We start from the raw sequence: 17,024 nt of genomic DNA, 5'->3' as shown, positions 1-17,024 counted from the left end.
AAATGGAGATTAAACGTACGACAATTGAAGATAAGGCGTTACAACCATTAAAACAGCCTGCAGCTATTTCGGAGCATGAAATCCAGAAAGAACGAAAGCGTAGCAATTTAGTGTTTACTGGACAGTCTAAAATTATTTCGAAAAATAATGAAATAGGTATTTTACTTGCAAGTTTAAGTGATGGAAAGATTATGAAGGAAATGCTTTCTAAAGAGATGGATACAGTGTTACAACTTTTTAAAAAGTTACATACGTTATCTGGAGAAGGTAAGCAAACAGAAAAAATATTTGAACAAGTAATTAGAAGCCTACAAGGGCTTGTTAAGCAGGCGCATATAAAAGAAATTCCTTTGTTAGATGGAACATATGATTTCGCTGAAGTACAACTATCATTTGGTAGAAAAGTACATATTCCGTTACTAGATGTGAGTGCACTTATCTCTAGAGTGGAAAGTGATTCTTCAGAAGGAAATATAAATTTGATGGTAACGGTTATTACTGCTTATATAACGAAATTGTCTAACGAAACAATTTTAATTAGCGTTACAGACCGCATTGCTAAAGATCGGGATGTAAGTGTATGGAGAGCGCTTGCGGAAATGAACATGACACAATTATCACAGGCATTGAAACAAACGATGCAAGAACATAAATGGTCTATGACGCTTCTTTTTCTCTTTATATGGATTGTCGGTATTATTTTAATTCGAGTTATGTAAAAAGGTCGTCACTCCATTGTGACGACCTCTTTTATATTTTTTCGTAGAAGAATGTATCAAATCGCTGAAGATTGTAACGCTCGGGTGTTAAAATTTGTTCCGTACTACCAACAAATAGTACACCGCCTTTTCGTAAAGAACGACTAAATTTTTCGTAAAGTTTTACTCTTGCTTCTTCTGTGAAATATATCATTACATTGCGACAAATAATCAAATCATAATTTGTATCGAATGACTGCATTAAAAGGTCATGTTGTTTAAACGAGACGTTTTGTTTAATGTTTTGATGCAATGAATATAGATCATTCTCTTTTGTGAAATGACGTTCTTTCAAATCAGTAGGTAATTCCTTTAAAGAACGTTCTGTATATTGACCGCGTTTTGCGGTTTCTAAAATATGAAAATCAAGATCTGTTGCTTGAATTTCAAAACGAAATGGAGCAAGATGCTTCGATAAAATTAAAGAGAGTGTATACGGTTCTTCACCAGCAGCGCAGGCGGCACTCCATACCTTTAATTTTCCGCTATTTTGTTCGAGTAATTTTGGTAGTGCTTTCGACTCTAAAGTTTGCCATCGTTCTTTATTTCTAAAAAACTCTGAAACGTTAATTGTAATATAGTCAATAAAATTTAAAAATAAATTTTGATCAGCGCGTAATTTGTTTAAGAAATTAGTGTAGTTTTCGAAGCCTTTTCTCGAAATGAAAGCATCGATTCTACGGCGCATTCTATCTTGTTTATATGAAGCGATGTCCATATTGAATTGTTGTTTAAAACTCGCGATAAAATGATCATAATCTTGTTCAATTATCATATTTACAATGGGCACAATAATGATATTGTGCCTCCCCCTTTACATCATACGAATTTTTTGTTCAAAGCTTTTTTTCATTTGCTTTTCATGTAATCCTGGTAAATCATAAATGACAGCATCAATACCTGCTTCTTTTGCAACATCGACAGGGATGACAGATGTATGTTTGTCCCCATTATAAAAACAGAGAACTAAATCAGTGTCTTCAATAATTTGTTTAACAAAAAACATATAATCTGATCGGTAAATGGAGTCAGAAGGATGATCAAAAGCAACATATTCGGCTCCGTGTTTTTTTAAGTAATCAACGACTTCTTGGAATTCATCTGTAATTGCTTGCAATGGTTGCAGCGTGTAAAGGCATAAATTTTGAGCGAGTCTTTCATTCTCAACGAAAAAACGAAGAACCTCATTTTCAATAGATTTATAACATAATATGTAAATTTTATGTTTGTGAGCATAGTCAGTTAAAAATTTTTTAATTTCTTCTTGATCTAATGCTGTTAATTGATTTGAACCACAAAGGAAAATATTCATAGAATTGTGCCACCTCATGCTAAATTGTAACATATCTTTTATAAAAAATAACTGCAAAATATTACTGTTCAGAGTATAATTATAAATAACTGGATTTTACGATTAAGTTTAGGAAGAAATAAAAAAATAAATAGGTGATATATATGCTACGTTCTATCTCGCATAATCCAATTTTATCGCATATACCACCTGCTACTCAAATGCCGAAAGAAGCAAATGTCAGGACAGGACTTGCATTTTCGGATAATTTGCATGCAGATCCGAAAAAAGATAAATTACTAGAACAAATGGAAGCGTTTGTCGATAATATTGGAGAAATTAAAGAGAAAATTGAAATGGAATTAACGCTTGATAATGTAATGGAATACAAAAATACAGTAAAATCATTTTTGAATTTTTACGTTGATAATGTATTGCAGTATAAAGATGTCATGTCTCGTCACCCACGTTACGGATATTCACAGAAAATGACGATTGTGAAACAGGCAGAAATGGGATTGAATGAATTAGAAGATGTGATGAACTTAATTAATACGAAAACAGGACATTTAGAAATGTTAAATCAAATTGGAGAAATCCATGGTTTAATTGTGAATTTAGTCTTGTAAAAGGAAGGAAGCTATATGTACATACAATTATATGAAAAACTCGTTATTATTCAAAAAGCGTATGAAAATATTCAAGCGCTTGGAGAGCAAATATATGAGAATTTAAAAAATAAAAATGTAAATGCAGTTCAAAAGTTGCAAGTAGAGCAATTGCAGTACATTGATGGTTTAAAAGGGTTATCAAGCTCATTTGAAGAAATGGTTGTTCAGTTCTGTAAAGAACAAGGAGTTGAATTGTTTCGTGTAAGTGCGTTATTTTCGTATTTTTCTCAAGAAGAAATTGAAAAAATGAAAGAATTACAAAAAAACGTAACTGAATTAGAAGAGAATGTAAAAATGATTCTTTTGAAAAATCAATATTACTTAAACGTACTATTAAAAACTACAGAAAGTATTGTGGATTCTGTTTCTGAATATAATTTAGAGCGAAACAATAATTCGCAAATCTTTATGAACGAACTATTGTAAAGGAGAAGTGAAGCTTTATGAGATTATCTGATTATAATACACCGCTATCGGGCATGTTAGCGGCTCAAATGGGGTTACAAACAACGAAACAAAACTTGTCTAATATTCATACACCGGGTTATGTGCGTCAAATGGTGAATTACGGATCTGTTGGAGCAAGCAATGGTCATACGCCAGAACAGAGGATTGGTTACGGTGTACAAACGCTAGGTATTGACCGTATTACTGATGAGGTAAAGACGAAGCAGTTTAATGATCAATTATCTCAACTCTCTTACTATAACTACATGAATTCGACTTTATCACGTGTAGAGTCTATGGTTGGAACGACAGGAAAGAATTCATTATCTAGTTTAATGGACGGTTTCTTTAATGCCTTTCGTGAAGTGGCAAAAAATCCAGAACAACCAAACTACTACGATACATTAATTTCTGAAACTGGGAAGTTCACAAGTCAAGTGAATCGTCTTGCGAAAAACTTAGATACAGTGGAAGCACAGACAGCAGAAGATATTGAGGCGCATGTTAATGAATTTAATCGTCTTGCTGCTAGTTTAGCAGAAGCGAATCATAAAATTGGACAAGCAGGTACACAAGTGCCGAATCAACTTCTAGACGAAAGAGATCGCATCGTTACAGAGATGTCTAAGTATGCAAACATCGAAGTATCTTATGAATCTATGAATCCTAATATCGCGAGTGTTAGAATGAATGGTATTTTAACAGTAAATGGACAAGATACATATCCACTTCAATTAAATAAAGAGAAAGACCCAATGTCAGTTGAGATTTACGGTTCAGAAATCAATGTAACTAGCGGAGCGATAAAATCAGCGATTGACACGAAAGCGAAGATAGTTGATTATAAAAAAAATCTTGAAGACTTAATGAGTTCGATGAAAAATCAAGTGAATACAGTGATGGGAAAAGATTTCTTCGTTGGAGATCATGCGAAAGATATGAAGTTAAATCCAGAATTCCAAAAAGATATTTCGAAAATGAAAATATCTGCTGAAACAGCAAATAAACTAGCAGCAATTACAGATGGAGATTATAAAGAAGGTCTTTCTTATAAAGCAGCATTAGACCAATTTATAGTTCGTGTTGCATCTGATAAAAGTGCAGTGAATGGTTATCAAAAAATTCATGGGGACTTACTAGAAGGAATTCAGCAAGAAAAAATGAGCGTCGAAGGTGTGAATATGGAAGAGGAAATGGTAAATTTAATGGCCTTCCAAAAATACTTCGTCGCAAACTCTAAAGCTATTACTACGATGAATGAAGTGTTTGATAGTCTATTTTCGATTATTCGATAAGTGATAATAATTGATTGGAAATATATAAGGAGGAGATAGAAATGAGAGTATCTACATTTCAAAATGCAAACTGGGCAAAGAATCAGTTAATGGATTTGAATGTGCAACAACAATACCATAGAAACCAAGTAACTTCAGGGAAGAAAAATCTTCTTATGAGTGAAGACCCACTTGCAGCAAGTAAATCATTTGCGATTCAACATTCATTGGCAAATATGGAGCAAATGCAAAAAGATATAGCGGATTCGAAAAATGTACTAACACAAACTGAAAATACTTTACAAGGTGTTTTGAAATCTTTAACGAGAGCAGATCAATTAACAGTACAAGCATTAAGTGAGCAAAATGGTGAAAAAGAATTGAAAGCAATCGGTGCAGAGATTGATCAAATTTTAAAACAAGTTGTATATTTAGCGAATACGAAAGAGCAAGGCCGTTATATTTTCGGTGGTGATAGTGCAGAGAATCCACCATTTACAGAAGATGGTACGTACCAGGGCGGAAAAAATGATGTGAACTGGCAACTAAATGATGGTTATGAATTCAAGGCGTTCCGTAACGGAGAAGCATTATTATCCCCGGTTATAAAAACGCTAAAACAGATGAGCGAAGCGATGCAAAAAGGTGACCAAAAAGCGTTACAACCGTTATTAGGGGAAAATAAGAAAAACTTAGATGGCATCATTAACCGTACAACTGAAGTTGGTTCAACAATGAACACGATGGAGACGTTTAAAACAATTTTAAGCGAGCAAAACTTAGCGCTTCAAGAAAACCGTAAAGAAATTGAGGATGTCGATTTAGCGGTCGCGATTTCTGACTTGGCATATATAAATGCAACGTATGAAGCGACGCTTAAAGCGGTTAGTACGATGAGTAAAACAAGTATTTTAGACTACATGTAATCTATAAGGAGTGAGAAAAATGGCAGGAACAACGATGACAGGTATTGGTGGTAGACAACAAATTTGGAACCTCGGAAATAATATGATCGATACTTCTAACCTAGTAGAATTAGAGATGCAAGCGTTAGATATGAGAAAAACACCGTATACTACTGAGAAGCAAAAACTTACGCAAGATAAACAAGTATATGCAAGTTTAAAGACACAATTTACTCCTTTTACTCAAGTGTTTAAAGATTTAGCAGCTTTTAAAGGGAATGAGAAAAAAGTAACGACAACACAAGACGGCTACATTAATGTGAAAGCTGATGGTGGGGCGATTGCAGGAACTTTTAATATGACTATTACACAGCTTGCGCAGCGTCATCAAATAGCTTCAAATGACATTAAAGATATAAATGCGAAGCTTCCTAAAGATGAAACATTAAAACTAGGTGGTAAAGAACTAAAAGTAACAACTGATATGACATATAAAGATTTAATTAATAAGATTAATGATGGAGATTATGGCGTATCAGCTTATACACTTGGAAATAAAATTTTCATGACCTCGAAAAAAGAAGGAACAGATGGAGTAATTAAGTTTGAGGGGAACACATCTACACTATTTCAAGATATTGGTTTAGCTAATGCGGATGGTACAGCGCTTAATACAATCAATGAAGCACAAAATGCCAAATATAGTATTAATGGTATTGAAGCTGAAAGTTTTACTAATACAATTGAGGCTCTTCCGGGTGTGAAAATTGAATTGTTAAAAGTAACTGAGCCGAAAGTAGAAGGGACACCAGATGCCGGTACAACAACAGATCCAAAAACAAAAGGTGTAGAATTAAAATTTACGGTAAGTGATTCTAATGTAACAGACACAGCCAATATTATTAAAAAGATGGTAGCGGAGTATAATAAAGCAGTTTCTACAGTTGACCTTTTTGCTGGGAAAGATGGAGTTTTCCAAGGGCAGGTAATTATGCAAAGCGTACGTCAAGCGATGAACAATGTTGCAACATTTTCTCAAGATGGTAATTATTTATTCACATTCGGTATTCAATTAAAGCAAGATGGAACGATGGAAGTTAATGATGAAAAATTAACACAAGCATTAAAAGAAAAACCCGATGCAGCGAAGCAATTTTTCTTTAGTTCTAACGGTTTAGGAAAAATGATGGAAGAACCGCTTGATAAACTATTCGGTGATAAAGGTGTAGTCGGCGAGAGAGTTAAAAACATTGACTCACGTGTAAGTGATTTAGATAAAAAGATTAAAGATATTGAGACGCAAAACTTGCAAAAGCAAGATGAAATCGTGAAGAAGTATCAAAAGCTAGAGAGTACATTGGCGGCGCTTGATAGCCAACTAAAAACAATTAAAGCAATGACAAAACAAAAAAGTGATGATTAATGAAAGTTGAGGAAGTGATCGTATGCAAGCATGGCAACGTTATATGCAAAATGATATTATGACGAGTAATCCGATTAAAAATACAATTTTTATTTATGAAAGATGTATTGTAGAGTTTCGTAATTTAGAAGAACTTTTACATACTTTTAAACTTCAAGAAGGGGACGCACTTCTTGAAAAATTAGAACGTATTTTTGAAGAGCTAAAGCTTCAATTAAATCCTGAAATTACGAAAGATTTATATGATAGTCTCTATGGTTTATATGATTGGATTAGCATTCAAATTCAAACGATGAAAGTAACGCGTGAAGCGAAAGATATTGATGCAATTGTGAAAGTGTTACAAGATTTAATAGACGGTTACCGCGGAGCACTTGAAAATGAACAATGATATTTATCGGACGTTTGTCAGCTGTTTTAATGAAATCGGTGAATTGCAAGTGTCAGACAGAGAGTTTGCTGAAAAGAGTGAGATGTTAAATCGCTGGATGGTGACATTGGATGAAGAAACGCGTGCGCAAGTTGCAGCAGAAGTAAGCCCGTTCATTATTAAGGCAGCTCAGCATATTCGGGATAAGCAAAAGATTTTGGAAGAAATGATTATGACAAATGATGGGCGAATGAAGGCTAATTCATTTTACGGTAAATATTAATAATAACGTTTGGAAACAGATTCCCCTTTTAAAAGGGGGTCTATTCCTTCGTTTACATAAAGAACTCCGCTGATTGAGGTTTCATTTTATGACTGTGATGAAAAAATAATAGTAATCCAAATAATAGAAAAATGGAATTTAGTTTATAGTTTATATATTGAAATGTTCTATAGATTACTATGTGTATACAGTTTTTTGCATTCTTTTTTATATTTTTGTATTTTTCTAAAGACAACAATGAAAAAATGGAATAAAATATGTAAGGGTACATAATAGTAAATATTTTAATAAACGCATATAAGAAAATAAATAATGAAGTGAAACTTCTATCAGTGGATCATTACGTTAGAAAAGGAAGGGTGTGGAATATGCCAGATTTAGTGAGTGATGTAAGCCATTATATGAATTATTTAGTGACGAAACGAAATACTGTTTCTAGTAATATTGCAAATGCGAATACACCTGGCTATAAAGCACAAGATGTAACATTTGCTGAGCAGATGAATAAAAGTAGTGCCTTATATAAAAATAATGCGGCTGATTTAAAGAGCAATCCAGATTTATATCAAACGAATGAAATGCACTTACCGACAGTAAATACGAAAAATACATATGCAAAGATTCAAACAAAATCAATGCAAACGAATAAAGACGGAAATAGTGTGGATGTAACGACAGAAATGCTAGATTTAATGAAAGCAAATCAGTTATACGGTATTTCAGTTAACGCAATTAATACACAATATGCAATTAACCAAGCGGCACGCGGACGTTAAAAGTAGAAGGAGAGACAACGGATGTTTCAGGCAATTAATGCAAGTGGCTCAGGACTAACGACAGCGAGAAAGTGGATGGAAGTTACTTCTAACAATATTGTAAATGCAAATACGACGGCGGCTCCGGGGGCAGATTTATATGAGCGTCGTAGTGTGGTGCTAGAATCAAACAATAGTTTTGCAAGTATGCTAGATGGGGCTCCTACTAACGGAGTAAAAATAAAAAGTATTGAAGCAGACAAAACGGAAAATTTAGTGTATGATCCGACGCATCCGCACGCAAATGAAGAAGGATATGTACGTTATCCCAATATTGATGTAACTGCTGAAATGACGAATGTAATGGTTGCTCAAAAAATGTATGAAGCGAATACGAGTGTATTAAATGCGAATAAAAAAATGCTTGATAAAGATTTAGAAATCGGCCGAGGATAAGGGGGAAAATCGTAATATGAAAATTCAACCAATGTTACATACACAACCATTTGGAGCAATTCAGTCAATTGGTGCACCGAAAACTTCTCAAACATCTGTAGCTCCGGAGAAAAAGTTTATTGATTTATTGGAAGATATGAATCAAACGCAAAACAATGCACAAACAGCAGTATATGATTTACTAACTAAAGGGGTAGGAGAAACACATGACGTTTTAATTCAGCAAAAGAAAGCTGAGTCTCAAATGAAAACGGCTGCTCTTGTACGTGATAATCTTATTGAAAATTATAAGTCACTAATTAATATGCAAATTTAGGAAAGTGGACGGGTGTGTTTAAATGGAAAAGATGAAAAATGTTATCCAATCGTTAAAAACGTGGCATAAGTTAGTAATTGGTGCTGCGCTTTTAGCGATTGTAACAGGAGCACTTTTATACTTCACCTTGCCAGATAAATATGTTGTTGTATATCAAAATTTAAATGATACAGATAAACAAGAGATTACAGCAGAATTATCGAAGTTAGGTGTCGATTATCAATTAGCGGCCGATGGTTCGATTCGTGTGCAAAAGAATGATGCTCCATGGGTTCGAAAAGAAATGAATGGGATGGGCTTACCGTTTAATTCTAAAAGCGGTGAGGAAATTTTATTAGAAAGCTCGCTCGGTTCAAGTGAGCAAGATAAAAAAATGAAGCAAATTGTCGGTACGAAGAAGCAATTGGAGCAAGATATTGTAAGAAACTTTGCGACAGTTGAAACGGCAAATGTTCAAATTACATTGCCTGAAAAAGAGACAATTTTTGATGAAGAAAAAGCGAAAGGAACAGCGGCGATTACGGTTGGAGTGAAGCGTGGCCAATTGTTAACAGCTGATCAAGTTGCAGGTATACAGCAAATGATTAGTGCAGCAGTTCCTGGCGTGAAGGCAGAAGAAGTAAGCGTTATTGATAGTAAAAAAGGTGTTATCTCAAAAGGGACAGATGAAGCACATTCTAGTAGTTCTTCTTCTTATGAGAAAGAAGTAGAGATGCAGCATCAACTTGAAGGTAAATTAAAGCAAGATATTGATGCAACGTTAATGACGATGTTTAAACCGAATGAATATAAAGTGAATACGAAAGTATCTGTAAACTACGATGAAGTTACACGTCAGTCAGAAAAGTATGGTGATAAAGGTGTACTTCGTAGTAAACAAGAGCAAGAGGAAAGTTCTACTGCGCAAGAAGGGGCAGATACGAAGCAAGGTGCTGGTATTACAGCGAACGGTGAAGTGCCAAACTACGGTACGAACAATAATCAAAATGGTAAAGTTGTCTATGATAATAAAAATGGTAACAAAATCGAAAACTATGAAATAGATAAAACAGTTGAAACAATTAAGAAACACCCAGAATTAACGAAAACAAATGTTGTTGTATGGGTAGATAATGATACGTTAGTAAAACGTAGAATGGATATGACAACTTTTAAAGAAGCAATCGGAACAGCGGCAGGACTTCAAGCTGATCCGAACGGTAACTTTATAAATGGTCAAGTTAACGTTGTAACTGTTCAGTTCGATCAGCCGAAAGCCGAAAAAGAGAAAGAGCCAGAAAAAAGTGGTATGAACTGGTGGTTATTCGGTGGAATTACAGCTGGCTTATTAGCAATCGGTGGTCTAGTATGGTTCTTATTAGCAAGACGTAAGAGAAAGAAAGAAGAAGAGGAATATGAAGAATACTTAGCAGAAGACGAAATTGCTGCAAGTAATGAAAGTATCTTGGAAATTCCTGAAGAAAAAATAGTGCCAGAGCCAAAACCTGAACCAGAAGAACCGAAAGAACCAACGTTAGATGAACAAGTGCAGGATGCTACGAAAGAACATGTAGAAGGAACTGCAAAAGTAATTAAAAAATGGTTAAACGGACAGTAAGGGAGGAACAACGATGTTAGATGAAATCTCCTCCAAAGAAAAAGCTGCCATCCTTATTCGTACATTAGAAGAAGGGGTGGCAGCAAAAGTCATTGAATATATGACAGCTGAGGAAAAAGAAGTATTACTTCGTGAAATCGCAAAGTTTCGTGTATACAAACCAGAAACGTTAGAAAATGTACTAGGAGAGTTCTTATATGAACTAAATGTAAAAGAATTGAACTTAGTCACTCCAGATAAAGAATACATTCGTCGCATATTTAAAAACATGCCAGAAGACGAACTGGAAAAATTATTGGAAGATCTTTGGTATAACAAAGATAATCCATTTGAATTCTTAAATTCACTTACAGATTTAGAACCACTTCTTACAGTGCTTAATGATGAGTCACCACAAACAATTGCAATTATCGCTTCTTATATTAAACCGCAACTTGCGTCTCAATTAATTGAGAGATTGCCAGATCATAAGCGAGTAGAGACGGTAATGGGTATTGCGAAGTTAGAACAAGTTGATGGTGAATTAATTAATCAAATTGGTGAGTTGTTAAAATCGAAATTAAATAATATGGCATTCAGTGCAATTAATAAAACTGATGGCTTGAAAACAATCGTAAACATTTTAAATAATGTTTCACGTGGTGTTGAAAAAACAGTCTTCCAAAAGCTGGATGAAGTCGATTATGAGTTATCTGAGAAAATTAAAGAAAATATGTTTGTCTTTGAAGACTTACTTGGTCTTGAAGATCTTGCGCTTCGCCGTGTATTAGAAGAAATTACAGATAACGGTGTTCTTGCGAAAGCACTTAAAATTGCAAAAGAAGAAATTAAAGAGAAATTATTTACATGTATGTCTTCAAACCGTAAAGAGATGATTCTAGAAGAATTAGATGGCTTAGGACCGCTTAAGATGACGGATGCTGAAAAAGCGCAGCAAACGATTACTGGTACAGTGAAAAAGCTAGAGAAAGAAGGAAGAATTATCGTTCAAAGAGGTGAAGAGGATGTCCTTATTTAAAAACAGAATTCCGAAGAATTCTGTTTCTTTTTCTGAAGAAACGTATGAATTACAATTTCCAAAACCAGCTTCAGTCCAAATAGAAGAGGAAGAATTACAAACTGATCATGCAGAGCTTCGCGCCCAGCAAGAGTCATTACATATGGAAATGAATCAGCTAAGGCAAGAGAAGCAAATGCTAGAACGAGAGCGGCAGCAGTTATTACAAGATAAAGAACAATTTCAAATGCATATTCATGAACAAATGGAACAGATGGAAGCAGCGCGTGTGCAGTTTCAAAAAGAACAACAAGAAACAGCATATGAATGGACAGAGTTATTATGGGATCAATCTTTTCATCTAGCAGAAAAAATCGTGAATCAAGCGGTAGATTCACGATTGCTTGATGTGTTACCTATTTTAACTGGCATCGTGCAAACATTGCCAACTTCGTTTGAAAAATTAATCATTACAGTACATCCAGAAACGTTTGAACGTATTCAAGAAGAGAAGGAAAATACGAAAGAATATTGGTTACTACAATTAGTAGAATGGAAATATGATTTCTCCCTGCAGTTTGGTGAATTTGTTCTGGAAGAAGAGAAAGAGTTCTTTGAATTTAAATTTGCACCTATATTTGCGAAACTTCGTCAGAAATGGGAAGAAGAGAAGCTATTTGAGGAGCAAAATGTATGAGCCGTCTGTTAATGAATGAGAACGAAAAATGGAATAAGTTCATTGAAACACCACTGTATACGAAAGTAGGCAAAGTTCATAGTGTACAAGAACAGTTTTTCGTAGCAAAAGGGCCGAAAGCGAAGATTGGAGATGTTTGCTTCGTTGGAGAACATAACGTCTTATGTGAAGTGATTGCTATTGAAAAAGAAAATAATATGCTACTTCCATTTGAACAGACAGAAAAAGTATGTTATGGAGATTCAGTGACATTAGTTTCAGAAGATGTTGTTGTACCACGTGGTAATCACTTGCTCGGAAAAGTGTTAAGTGCAAATGGTGAAGTGTTAAATGAGGAAGCTGAAAACATTCCATTACAGAAAATTAAACTAGATGCACCGCCTATACATGCATTTGAACGTGAAGAGATTACCGATGTATTTGAAACAGGAATAAAATCAATTGATTCTATGCTAACAATTGGTATCGGTCAAAAGATTGGTATTTTTGCTGGGTCAGGTGTTGGTAAATCTACTTTACTTGGAATGATAGCAAAAAACGCAAAAGCTGATATAAACGTTATTAGTTTAGTAGGAGAACGTGGCCGGGAAGTAAAAGACTTTATTCGAAAAGAGTTAGGCGAGGAAGGTATGCAAAAAAGCGTCGTTGTTGTAGCGACGTCAGATGAAAGTCATCTTATGCAACTTCGTGCAGCGAAACTCGCAACGTCTATTGCTGAATACTTCCGTGATCAAGGCAATAATGTATTACTTATGATGGACTCTGTTACTCGTTTTGCCGATGCACGAAGAAGTGTTGATATTGCTGTTAAAGAGTTACCGATTGGTGGTAAAACACTGTTAATGGAAAGTTATATGAAGAAGTTGTTAGAGCGGTCTGGGAAAACACAAAAGGGATCTATAACAGGTATTTATACGGTGCTTGTTGATGGGGATGATTTAAATGGTCCTGTACCAGATTTAGCACGTGGTATTTTAGATGGACATATTGTATTAAAGCGTGAGCTTGCAACGCTTAGTCATTATCCTGCAATTTCAGTATTAGATTCAGTAAGTAGGATTATGGAAGAAATCGTGTCGCCACATCATTGGCAACTTGCAAATGAAATGAGGAAAATTTTATCAATTTATAAAGAAAATGAATTGTATTTTAAGTTAGGAACGATTCAAGAAAATGAAGAAAATGCTTATATTTTTGAATGTAAAAATAAAGTAGAAGGTATAAATACATTTTTAAAGCAAGGTCGATCGGATAGTTTCCAATTTGATGATATCGTTGAAGCGATACACCATATAGTATAAGGCCTCTGCCCAAGAGGTCTTATTTTTTTGTTTTTTAATATTTCACAGATTTTTTTGGAAAAAAACTATATAATAGAAAAAGAGAACGTTATAATAGGAAGGGGCTATGAAAACAGGTGGATAAACAGCAGTACGACACAATAAAATTGCAAATAAATCAAGAAAAAGAACATATTTTAAAAGAAGTGTATGAATTAACGGCTGAAAAAAGAAAAATAGAACAAAAAAAAGAATATGATTTATATGTTGTGAAATCGCGTAGTAAAGTCGTACAAACTGGGCAACGTATTATGGCTGGCATGCTTTCTTCACATACGTTTTCACCTGAAAGAATAGAAGAATGGAATCGAAAAATTAAAAAAACGGAAGGTTTTATTCAAAAAAATGAAAGCCTTTTAGAGCAAGTAAAAGAAAAAGAACGTGTCATTGATGAGATGTATCAAGAAAATTGCAAAAAGCTTGCGAAAGCACAAGAAAAGCTGGAAGAAAAAATGCTTCTGGATTTGAAAATGTGTATGAATGGATGAGGTGAATGTAGTGATACAGTCTGTATTACCGGTGCAACAAAGTTTACCTCCGCAAAAAGAAAAAGGGCTAGAAGTACAATCAAAAAATGAAGATTCTTCATTCGATCGTACGATGAGAATGGAAAATAAAAAACAGCCGCAAACGGAGAAAACGAAACGAGAAGAAGCACCAACAGAAGAGAAAAAAGATTATATTCTTTCTAAAAAATCGGTAACGAAAGAAGAGCCTATTGTAAAGAAAGAAGAAAAAAAAGAGACAGAACAGTTGTTATTAGCTGTATCTGAGCAAATGGTTGCAATTGAGCAATTACATGTGCAGCCGGAATTGTTATATCAATACATACAAAAAATACAAGAGCTATATAAAGAATATGGCAATATTAAACTTAATGAATTACCTGCAGCTGAATTACAACAATTACAAGAACTTCTTTCAAATATGAATATCAAAAATGCTATATGTTTAGAAGACACAATGCAAATGGTATTAGACAAAATGAAGATGCCAGAGCAAACGATGCAAGCATTGAAAGTTGTAGAAACAGAAACTTGTAATATTGCAAAGAAACAAGAAGAGTCTAAAGAGGTAGATCTTCCGAAACTTGAGAGCGATGATGCAAAGGTAGAGTTGCCAGAGGTTGATGCATTAAATGATTCGAGCTCTGCAGGTGCAGAGTTATTAAATAAAACGACGAGTACCGAACAAGTAGGGAAATCAAATAGTGGTGCTGAGAAAGTTTCATTACCTGACTTAGGAAAGAAAATGGAAGCACAAGTAGAAGCGCTGCAAAAATTTGTAGTGAAACAAGAACGTGTTTTATTTCAGTTAAATCCAGAAAAACTTGGTACATTAACAGTGTTTATGAAAAAACACGGAGATCAAATTGATGTTCACGTAGAAATGGAAAAACACGATGCGAAAAAACGTGTTGAAATCATTTTTGATGAATTGAAATTAAAGTTAAAAGAAAAAGAAATCAATATTCAAATTAGCTATTCAGATAAAGATGAAAATCGTAAAGAACAGCGAGAACAAGAGCAAAGGCAAAAACAGAAATTAGCAAATACAAATCATGAAAAACAACAATCAACAGAATTTGCGGGATTATTGGAGGAATAAAGCGTGCCAACAGTTGGATTAAATACAACGAGTACAAATCATATTCCGTTACAAGCAGGAGCGCAAAAAAGTAATGTACCTGTTAATGGTGTACAATCGCCAGTGCAACAAAGTAATGGAGTTTCGGCAGGAGCGCAAAAGACTCCTGGGGTAATGGGGAAAGATGATTTCCTAAAATTGTTTTTATCAAGTTTCCAACATCAAGATCCATTTAATGCGATGGATATGAATCAAATGATGAATCAGACAGCGCAGTTATCTCTTATGGAACAAGTACAGAATATGACGAAAGCAGTAGATAAGCTGCAATCAACGATTTATTCAACAGCACTTGATGGTGGAATGAAGTTTTTAGGTAAATACGTAAGAGGTGTTGACGGTGACGGAAACAAAGTAACCGGTCAAGTAGAAACGGTTCGCCTTGCGGAAAATAACGATGTACAGCTCGTTATTAATAATAAGGTTGTATCTCTTCGTTTCGTTGAGAGAGTGTCTGATAAACCGATTGGGGAAACGAACCCAGAAGACGCAAAGAAAGACGATCAAAAAGTAACTGAAGAAGTAAAAACTACAAATTCATAAGGAGTGTCCATACGTTATGATTAAAGCGTTATATACAAGTATTACAGGGATGAATGCAACACAAAATGCATTAAGTGTAACTTCAAATAATATTGCCAATGCACAAACAGTAGGTTATAAAAAACAAAAAGCAATGTTTGATGATTTACTATATAACAATTCGATTGGTGCAAAAGGTGACGGTAAATACGCAGGAACAAATCCGAAAAGTATTGGTAATGGTGTGAAAATGAGTGGTACAGTTACGGATTATAGTGATGGTACAATTACGTTAACAGGTGGCAAAACACAAGCCGCAATGGAAGGTAATGGTTTCTTCGTTGTAGGTGATTCAAAAGGCGGAAATATGGAATTTACTCGTAAAGGTACGTTTGGGATATCTTCAGATTATTATATTACGAATACTGAAGGTCAATATGTATTTGCATACCCTGCGAATGAGGCAACTGGTGAAGTTGATTTATCTGGAATTCCAGGACCGTTGCAAATTCCAATGGGAACAGCAATTGGTGGTATTCGAACATCGAAAGGGACAATTAAAGGGAATATTCCAACTGGTGAAAAACAAATTACACAAGATTTACCTGTATATGATAATGCGGGGAATACATGGACAATGCGTGTCGAGTTTAAACAAACGAGCGAACATAATTATACATATAAAGTACAAATGCGTAATGACTCGAAAAAAGAAACAGAGTTTAAGGATGTTCCAGGTGCAGGTGGTAATATGACATTTGATGCTGTTGGAAATCCAAATCCGAAAGAGCAAGGGGCCAATATTCCATTTGATGGCGGCTCTATAAAATTAGACTTAAGTCATTTAACAAACCATCCAACAGATAAAACATTATCAGTAACAGACGTAGATGGTAGAGCAGCAGCGACGGTTAAAGATTGTTTCATTGCTGACGGTGGATATGTGATGGTAAAATATTCTGATGGAAGTATGAAATCTGCAGGCCAATTAGCTGTTGCGATGTTCCCGAACGAAGGCGGACTAATGAAAACAGGTAATGGTAACTATACAGCGACGAATACAACAGGTATTTTAGCTCTTGGTGCATCTGGTCAAAACGGTGCGGGTAAAGTACGTGGTGGTGCACAAGAAGGTGCAAACGTAGATTTATCTGTAGAATTCGTTGACTTAATGTTATATCAACGCGGATTCCAAGGAAATGCGAAAGTTATTAAAGTTTCAGATGAAGTATTAAATGAAGTTGTAAACTTAATTCGATAATATATATCGCATGG

21 protein-coding genes are annotated in these 17,024 nt (G+C 34.7%); 19 read left to right on the top strand and 2 right to left on the bottom strand.

Going from position 1 to position 17,024, the window contains the following annotated elements:
* Window positions 1-2 precede the first annotated feature (2 nt).
* The gene (locus HMAS_RS16010) at window positions 3-719 is read left to right on the top strand and encodes a hypothetical protein (protein ID WP_025709208.1); all 717 of its coding nucleotides are present in this window, start codon (window positions 3-5) and stop codon (window positions 717-719) included.
* A 31-nt stretch (window positions 720-750) separates the two neighbouring features.
* On the opposite strand, the gene cheR is transcribed toward HMAS_RS16010, so the two are convergent.
* Together cheR and HMAS_RS16000 are read right to left on the bottom strand one after the other, a co-directional pair.
* Window positions 751-1,533 (bottom strand): protein-glutamate O-methyltransferase CheR, encoded by a 783-nt coding sequence (cheR, locus tag HMAS_RS16005; RefSeq protein WP_000582879.1) that lies wholly within the window; start codon window positions 1,531-1,533, stop codon window positions 751-753.
* A 39-nt stretch (window positions 1,534-1,572) separates the two neighbouring features.
* Complete coding sequence (locus tag HMAS_RS16000) at window positions 1,573-2,070, bottom strand: flagellar motor switch protein FliG (protein WP_001020110.1); 498 nt, start codon at window positions 2,068-2,070, stop codon at window positions 1,573-1,575.
* A gap of 143 nt (window positions 2,071-2,213) precedes the next feature.
* Here HMAS_RS16000 and HMAS_RS15995 point away from each other — a divergent pair, with 143 nt between their 5' ends.
* The 18 genes from HMAS_RS15995 to HMAS_RS15910 all read left to right on the top strand — a co-directional run bounded on the left by HMAS_RS15995 (window position 2,214) and on the right by HMAS_RS15910 (window position 17,010).
* Window positions 2,214-2,678 (top strand): YaaR family protein, encoded by a 465-nt coding sequence (locus HMAS_RS15995; RefSeq protein WP_000946323.1) that lies wholly within the window; start codon window positions 2,214-2,216, stop codon window positions 2,676-2,678.
* Between the two features lie 15 nt (window positions 2,679-2,693).
* Complete coding sequence (locus tag HMAS_RS15990; protein WP_025709205.1) at window positions 2,694-3,146, top strand: hypothetical protein; 453 nt, start codon at window positions 2,694-2,696, stop codon at window positions 3,144-3,146.
* Window positions 3,147-3,163: 17 nt separating this feature from the next.
* Window positions 3,164-4,462, top strand: coding sequence for a flagellar hook-associated protein FlgK (flgK, locus tag HMAS_RS15985; protein ID WP_025709203.1), 1,299 nt, complete (start codon window positions 3,164-3,166; stop codon window positions 4,460-4,462).
* A 41-nt stretch (window positions 4,463-4,503) separates the two neighbouring features.
* Window positions 4,504-5,367, top strand: coding sequence for a flagellar hook-associated protein 3 (locus HMAS_RS15980; RefSeq protein WP_001266416.1), 864 nt, complete (start codon window positions 4,504-4,506; stop codon window positions 5,365-5,367).
* Between the two features lie 19 nt (window positions 5,368-5,386).
* The gene (locus HMAS_RS15975) at window positions 5,387-6,769 is read left to right on the top strand and encodes a flagellar hook-associated protein 2 (RefSeq protein ID WP_000929309.1); all 1,383 of its coding nucleotides are present in this window, start codon (window positions 5,387-5,389) and stop codon (window positions 6,767-6,769) included.
* A 22-nt stretch (window positions 6,770-6,791) separates the two neighbouring features.
* Window positions 6,792-7,160: a flagellar export chaperone FliS gene (fliS, locus tag HMAS_RS15970; RefSeq protein WP_001149516.1), complete on the top strand. Its 369-nt coding sequence runs from the start codon at window positions 6,792-6,794 to the stop codon at window positions 7,158-7,160.
* Complete coding sequence (locus HMAS_RS15965) at window positions 7,150-7,422, top strand: hypothetical protein (RefSeq protein ID WP_025709200.1); 273 nt, start codon at window positions 7,150-7,152, stop codon at window positions 7,420-7,422. Before fliS ends, HMAS_RS15965 begins: the two co-directional genes overlap by 11 nt.
* 317 nt (window positions 7,423-7,739) lie before the next feature.
* A complete protein-coding gene (gene flgB / locus HMAS_RS15960; protein WP_372588481.1) occupies window positions 7,740-8,198 on the top strand; it encodes a flagellar basal body rod protein FlgB in 459 nt (152 codons plus the stop codon).
* 21 nt (window positions 8,199-8,219) lie between these two features.
* The gene (flgC, locus tag HMAS_RS15955) at window positions 8,220-8,633 is read left to right on the top strand and encodes a flagellar basal body rod protein FlgC (protein WP_000484680.1); all 414 of its coding nucleotides are present in this window, start codon (window positions 8,220-8,222) and stop codon (window positions 8,631-8,633) included.
* A gap of 16 nt (window positions 8,634-8,649) precedes the next feature.
* Window positions 8,650-8,949, top strand: a complete 300-nt coding sequence (gene fliE, locus HMAS_RS15950; protein WP_000701670.1) for a flagellar hook-basal body complex protein FliE — start codon at window positions 8,650-8,652, stop codon at window positions 8,947-8,949.
* A gap of 22 nt (window positions 8,950-8,971) precedes the next feature.
* Window positions 8,972-10,546 carry a flagellar M-ring protein FliF C-terminal domain-containing protein gene (locus HMAS_RS15945; protein ID WP_000413958.1) on the top strand — a complete coding sequence of 525 codons (1,575 nt, stop codon included), beginning with the start codon at window positions 8,972-8,974 and terminating at the stop codon, window positions 10,544-10,546.
* 13 nt (window positions 10,547-10,559) lie between these two features.
* Window positions 10,560-11,564 (top strand): flagellar motor switch protein FliG, encoded by a 1,005-nt coding sequence (gene fliG / locus HMAS_RS15940; RefSeq protein WP_000883364.1) that lies wholly within the window; start codon window positions 10,560-10,562, stop codon window positions 11,562-11,564.
* The gene (locus HMAS_RS15935) at window positions 11,551-12,240 is read left to right on the top strand and encodes a FliH/SctL family protein (RefSeq protein ID WP_025709197.1); all 690 of its coding nucleotides are present in this window, start codon (window positions 11,551-11,553) and stop codon (window positions 12,238-12,240) included. Before fliG ends, HMAS_RS15935 begins: the two co-directional genes overlap by 14 nt.
* On the top strand, window positions 12,237-13,541 hold the full coding sequence (fliI, locus tag HMAS_RS15930; RefSeq protein WP_000088687.1) for a flagellar protein export ATPase FliI: 1,305 nt from the start codon (window positions 12,237-12,239) through the stop codon (window positions 13,539-13,541). Before HMAS_RS15935 ends, fliI begins: the two co-directional genes overlap by 4 nt.
* 116 nt (window positions 13,542-13,657) lie before the next feature.
* Window positions 13,658-14,068 carry a hypothetical protein gene (locus HMAS_RS15925; protein ID WP_000360860.1) on the top strand — a complete coding sequence of 137 codons (411 nt, stop codon included), beginning with the start codon at window positions 13,658-13,660 and terminating at the stop codon, window positions 14,066-14,068.
* 10 nt (window positions 14,069-14,078) lie between these two features.
* The gene (locus HMAS_RS15920; RefSeq protein ID WP_044306869.1) at window positions 14,079-15,188 is read left to right on the top strand and encodes a flagellar hook-length control protein FliK; all 1,110 of its coding nucleotides are present in this window, start codon (window positions 14,079-14,081) and stop codon (window positions 15,186-15,188) included.
* A gap of 3 nt (window positions 15,189-15,191) precedes the next feature.
* A complete protein-coding gene (locus tag HMAS_RS15915; RefSeq protein WP_025709195.1) occupies window positions 15,192-15,770 on the top strand; it encodes a flagellar hook assembly protein FlgD in 579 nt (192 codons plus the stop codon).
* A 16-nt stretch (window positions 15,771-15,786) separates the two neighbouring features.
* Window positions 15,787-17,010 (top strand): flagellar hook protein FlgE, encoded by a 1,224-nt coding sequence (locus HMAS_RS15910; RefSeq protein ID WP_000588320.1) that lies wholly within the window; start codon window positions 15,787-15,789, stop codon window positions 17,008-17,010.
* Window positions 17,011-17,024 lie beyond the last annotated feature (14 nt).

The sequence above is a fragment of the Bacillus sp. HMA207 genome, from assembly GCF_003402455.1.
Classification (GTDB): Bacteria; Bacillota; Bacilli; order Bacillales; family Bacillaceae_G; genus Bacillus_A; species Bacillus_A cereus.
The sequence above is the reverse complement of the archived record's forward strand: the minus strand, read 5'-3'. Positions and strand labels throughout refer to the sequence as shown.

Excerpts from the sequence above, each read along its gene's own strand:
- fliI (WP_000088687.1), top strand. The coding sequence starts at position 12,237 with ATGAGCCGTCTGTTAATGAATGAGAACGAAAAATGGAATAAGTTCATT.
- HMAS_RS16010 (WP_025709208.1), top strand. The coding sequence starts at position 3 with ATGGAGATTAAACGTACGACAATTGAAGATAAGGCGTTACAACCATTA.
- HMAS_RS15990 (WP_025709205.1), top strand. The coding sequence starts at position 2,694 with ATGTACATACAATTATATGAAAAACTCGTTATTATTCAAAAAGCGTAT.
- fliE (WP_000701670.1), top strand. The coding sequence starts at position 8,650 with ATGAAAATTCAACCAATGTTACATACACAACCATTTGGAGCAATTCAG.
- HMAS_RS15935 (WP_025709197.1), top strand. The coding sequence starts at position 11,551 with ATGTCCTTATTTAAAAACAGAATTCCGAAGAATTCTGTTTCTTTTTCT.
- fliS (WP_001149516.1), top strand. The coding sequence starts at position 6,792 with ATGCAAGCATGGCAACGTTATATGCAAAATGATATTATGACGAGTAAT.
- cheR (WP_000582879.1), bottom strand. The coding sequence starts at position 1,533 with ATGATAATTGAACAAGATTATGATCATTTTATCGCGAGTTTTAAACAA.
- HMAS_RS15995 (WP_000946323.1), top strand. The coding sequence starts at position 2,214 with ATGCTACGTTCTATCTCGCATAATCCAATTTTATCGCATATACCACCT.
- HMAS_RS16000 (WP_001020110.1), bottom strand. The coding sequence starts at position 2,070 with ATGAATATTTTCCTTTGTGGTTCAAATCAATTAACAGCATTAGATCAA.
- flgC (WP_000484680.1), top strand. The coding sequence starts at position 8,220 with ATGTTTCAGGCAATTAATGCAAGTGGCTCAGGACTAACGACAGCGAGA.
- fliG (WP_000883364.1), top strand. The coding sequence starts at position 10,560 with ATGTTAGATGAAATCTCCTCCAAAGAAAAAGCTGCCATCCTTATTCGT.
- HMAS_RS15980 (WP_001266416.1), top strand. The coding sequence starts at position 4,504 with ATGAGAGTATCTACATTTCAAAATGCAAACTGGGCAAAGAATCAGTTA.
- HMAS_RS15965 (WP_025709200.1), top strand. The coding sequence starts at position 7,150 with ATGAACAATGATATTTATCGGACGTTTGTCAGCTGTTTTAATGAAATC.
- HMAS_RS15945 (WP_000413958.1), top strand. The coding sequence starts at position 8,972 with ATGGAAAAGATGAAAAATGTTATCCAATCGTTAAAAACGTGGCATAAG.
- HMAS_RS15975 (WP_000929309.1), top strand. The coding sequence starts at position 5,387 with ATGGCAGGAACAACGATGACAGGTATTGGTGGTAGACAACAAATTTGG.
- HMAS_RS15910 (WP_000588320.1), top strand. The coding sequence starts at position 15,787 with ATGATTAAAGCGTTATATACAAGTATTACAGGGATGAATGCAACACAA.
- flgK (WP_025709203.1), top strand. The coding sequence starts at position 3,164 with ATGAGATTATCTGATTATAATACACCGCTATCGGGCATGTTAGCGGCT.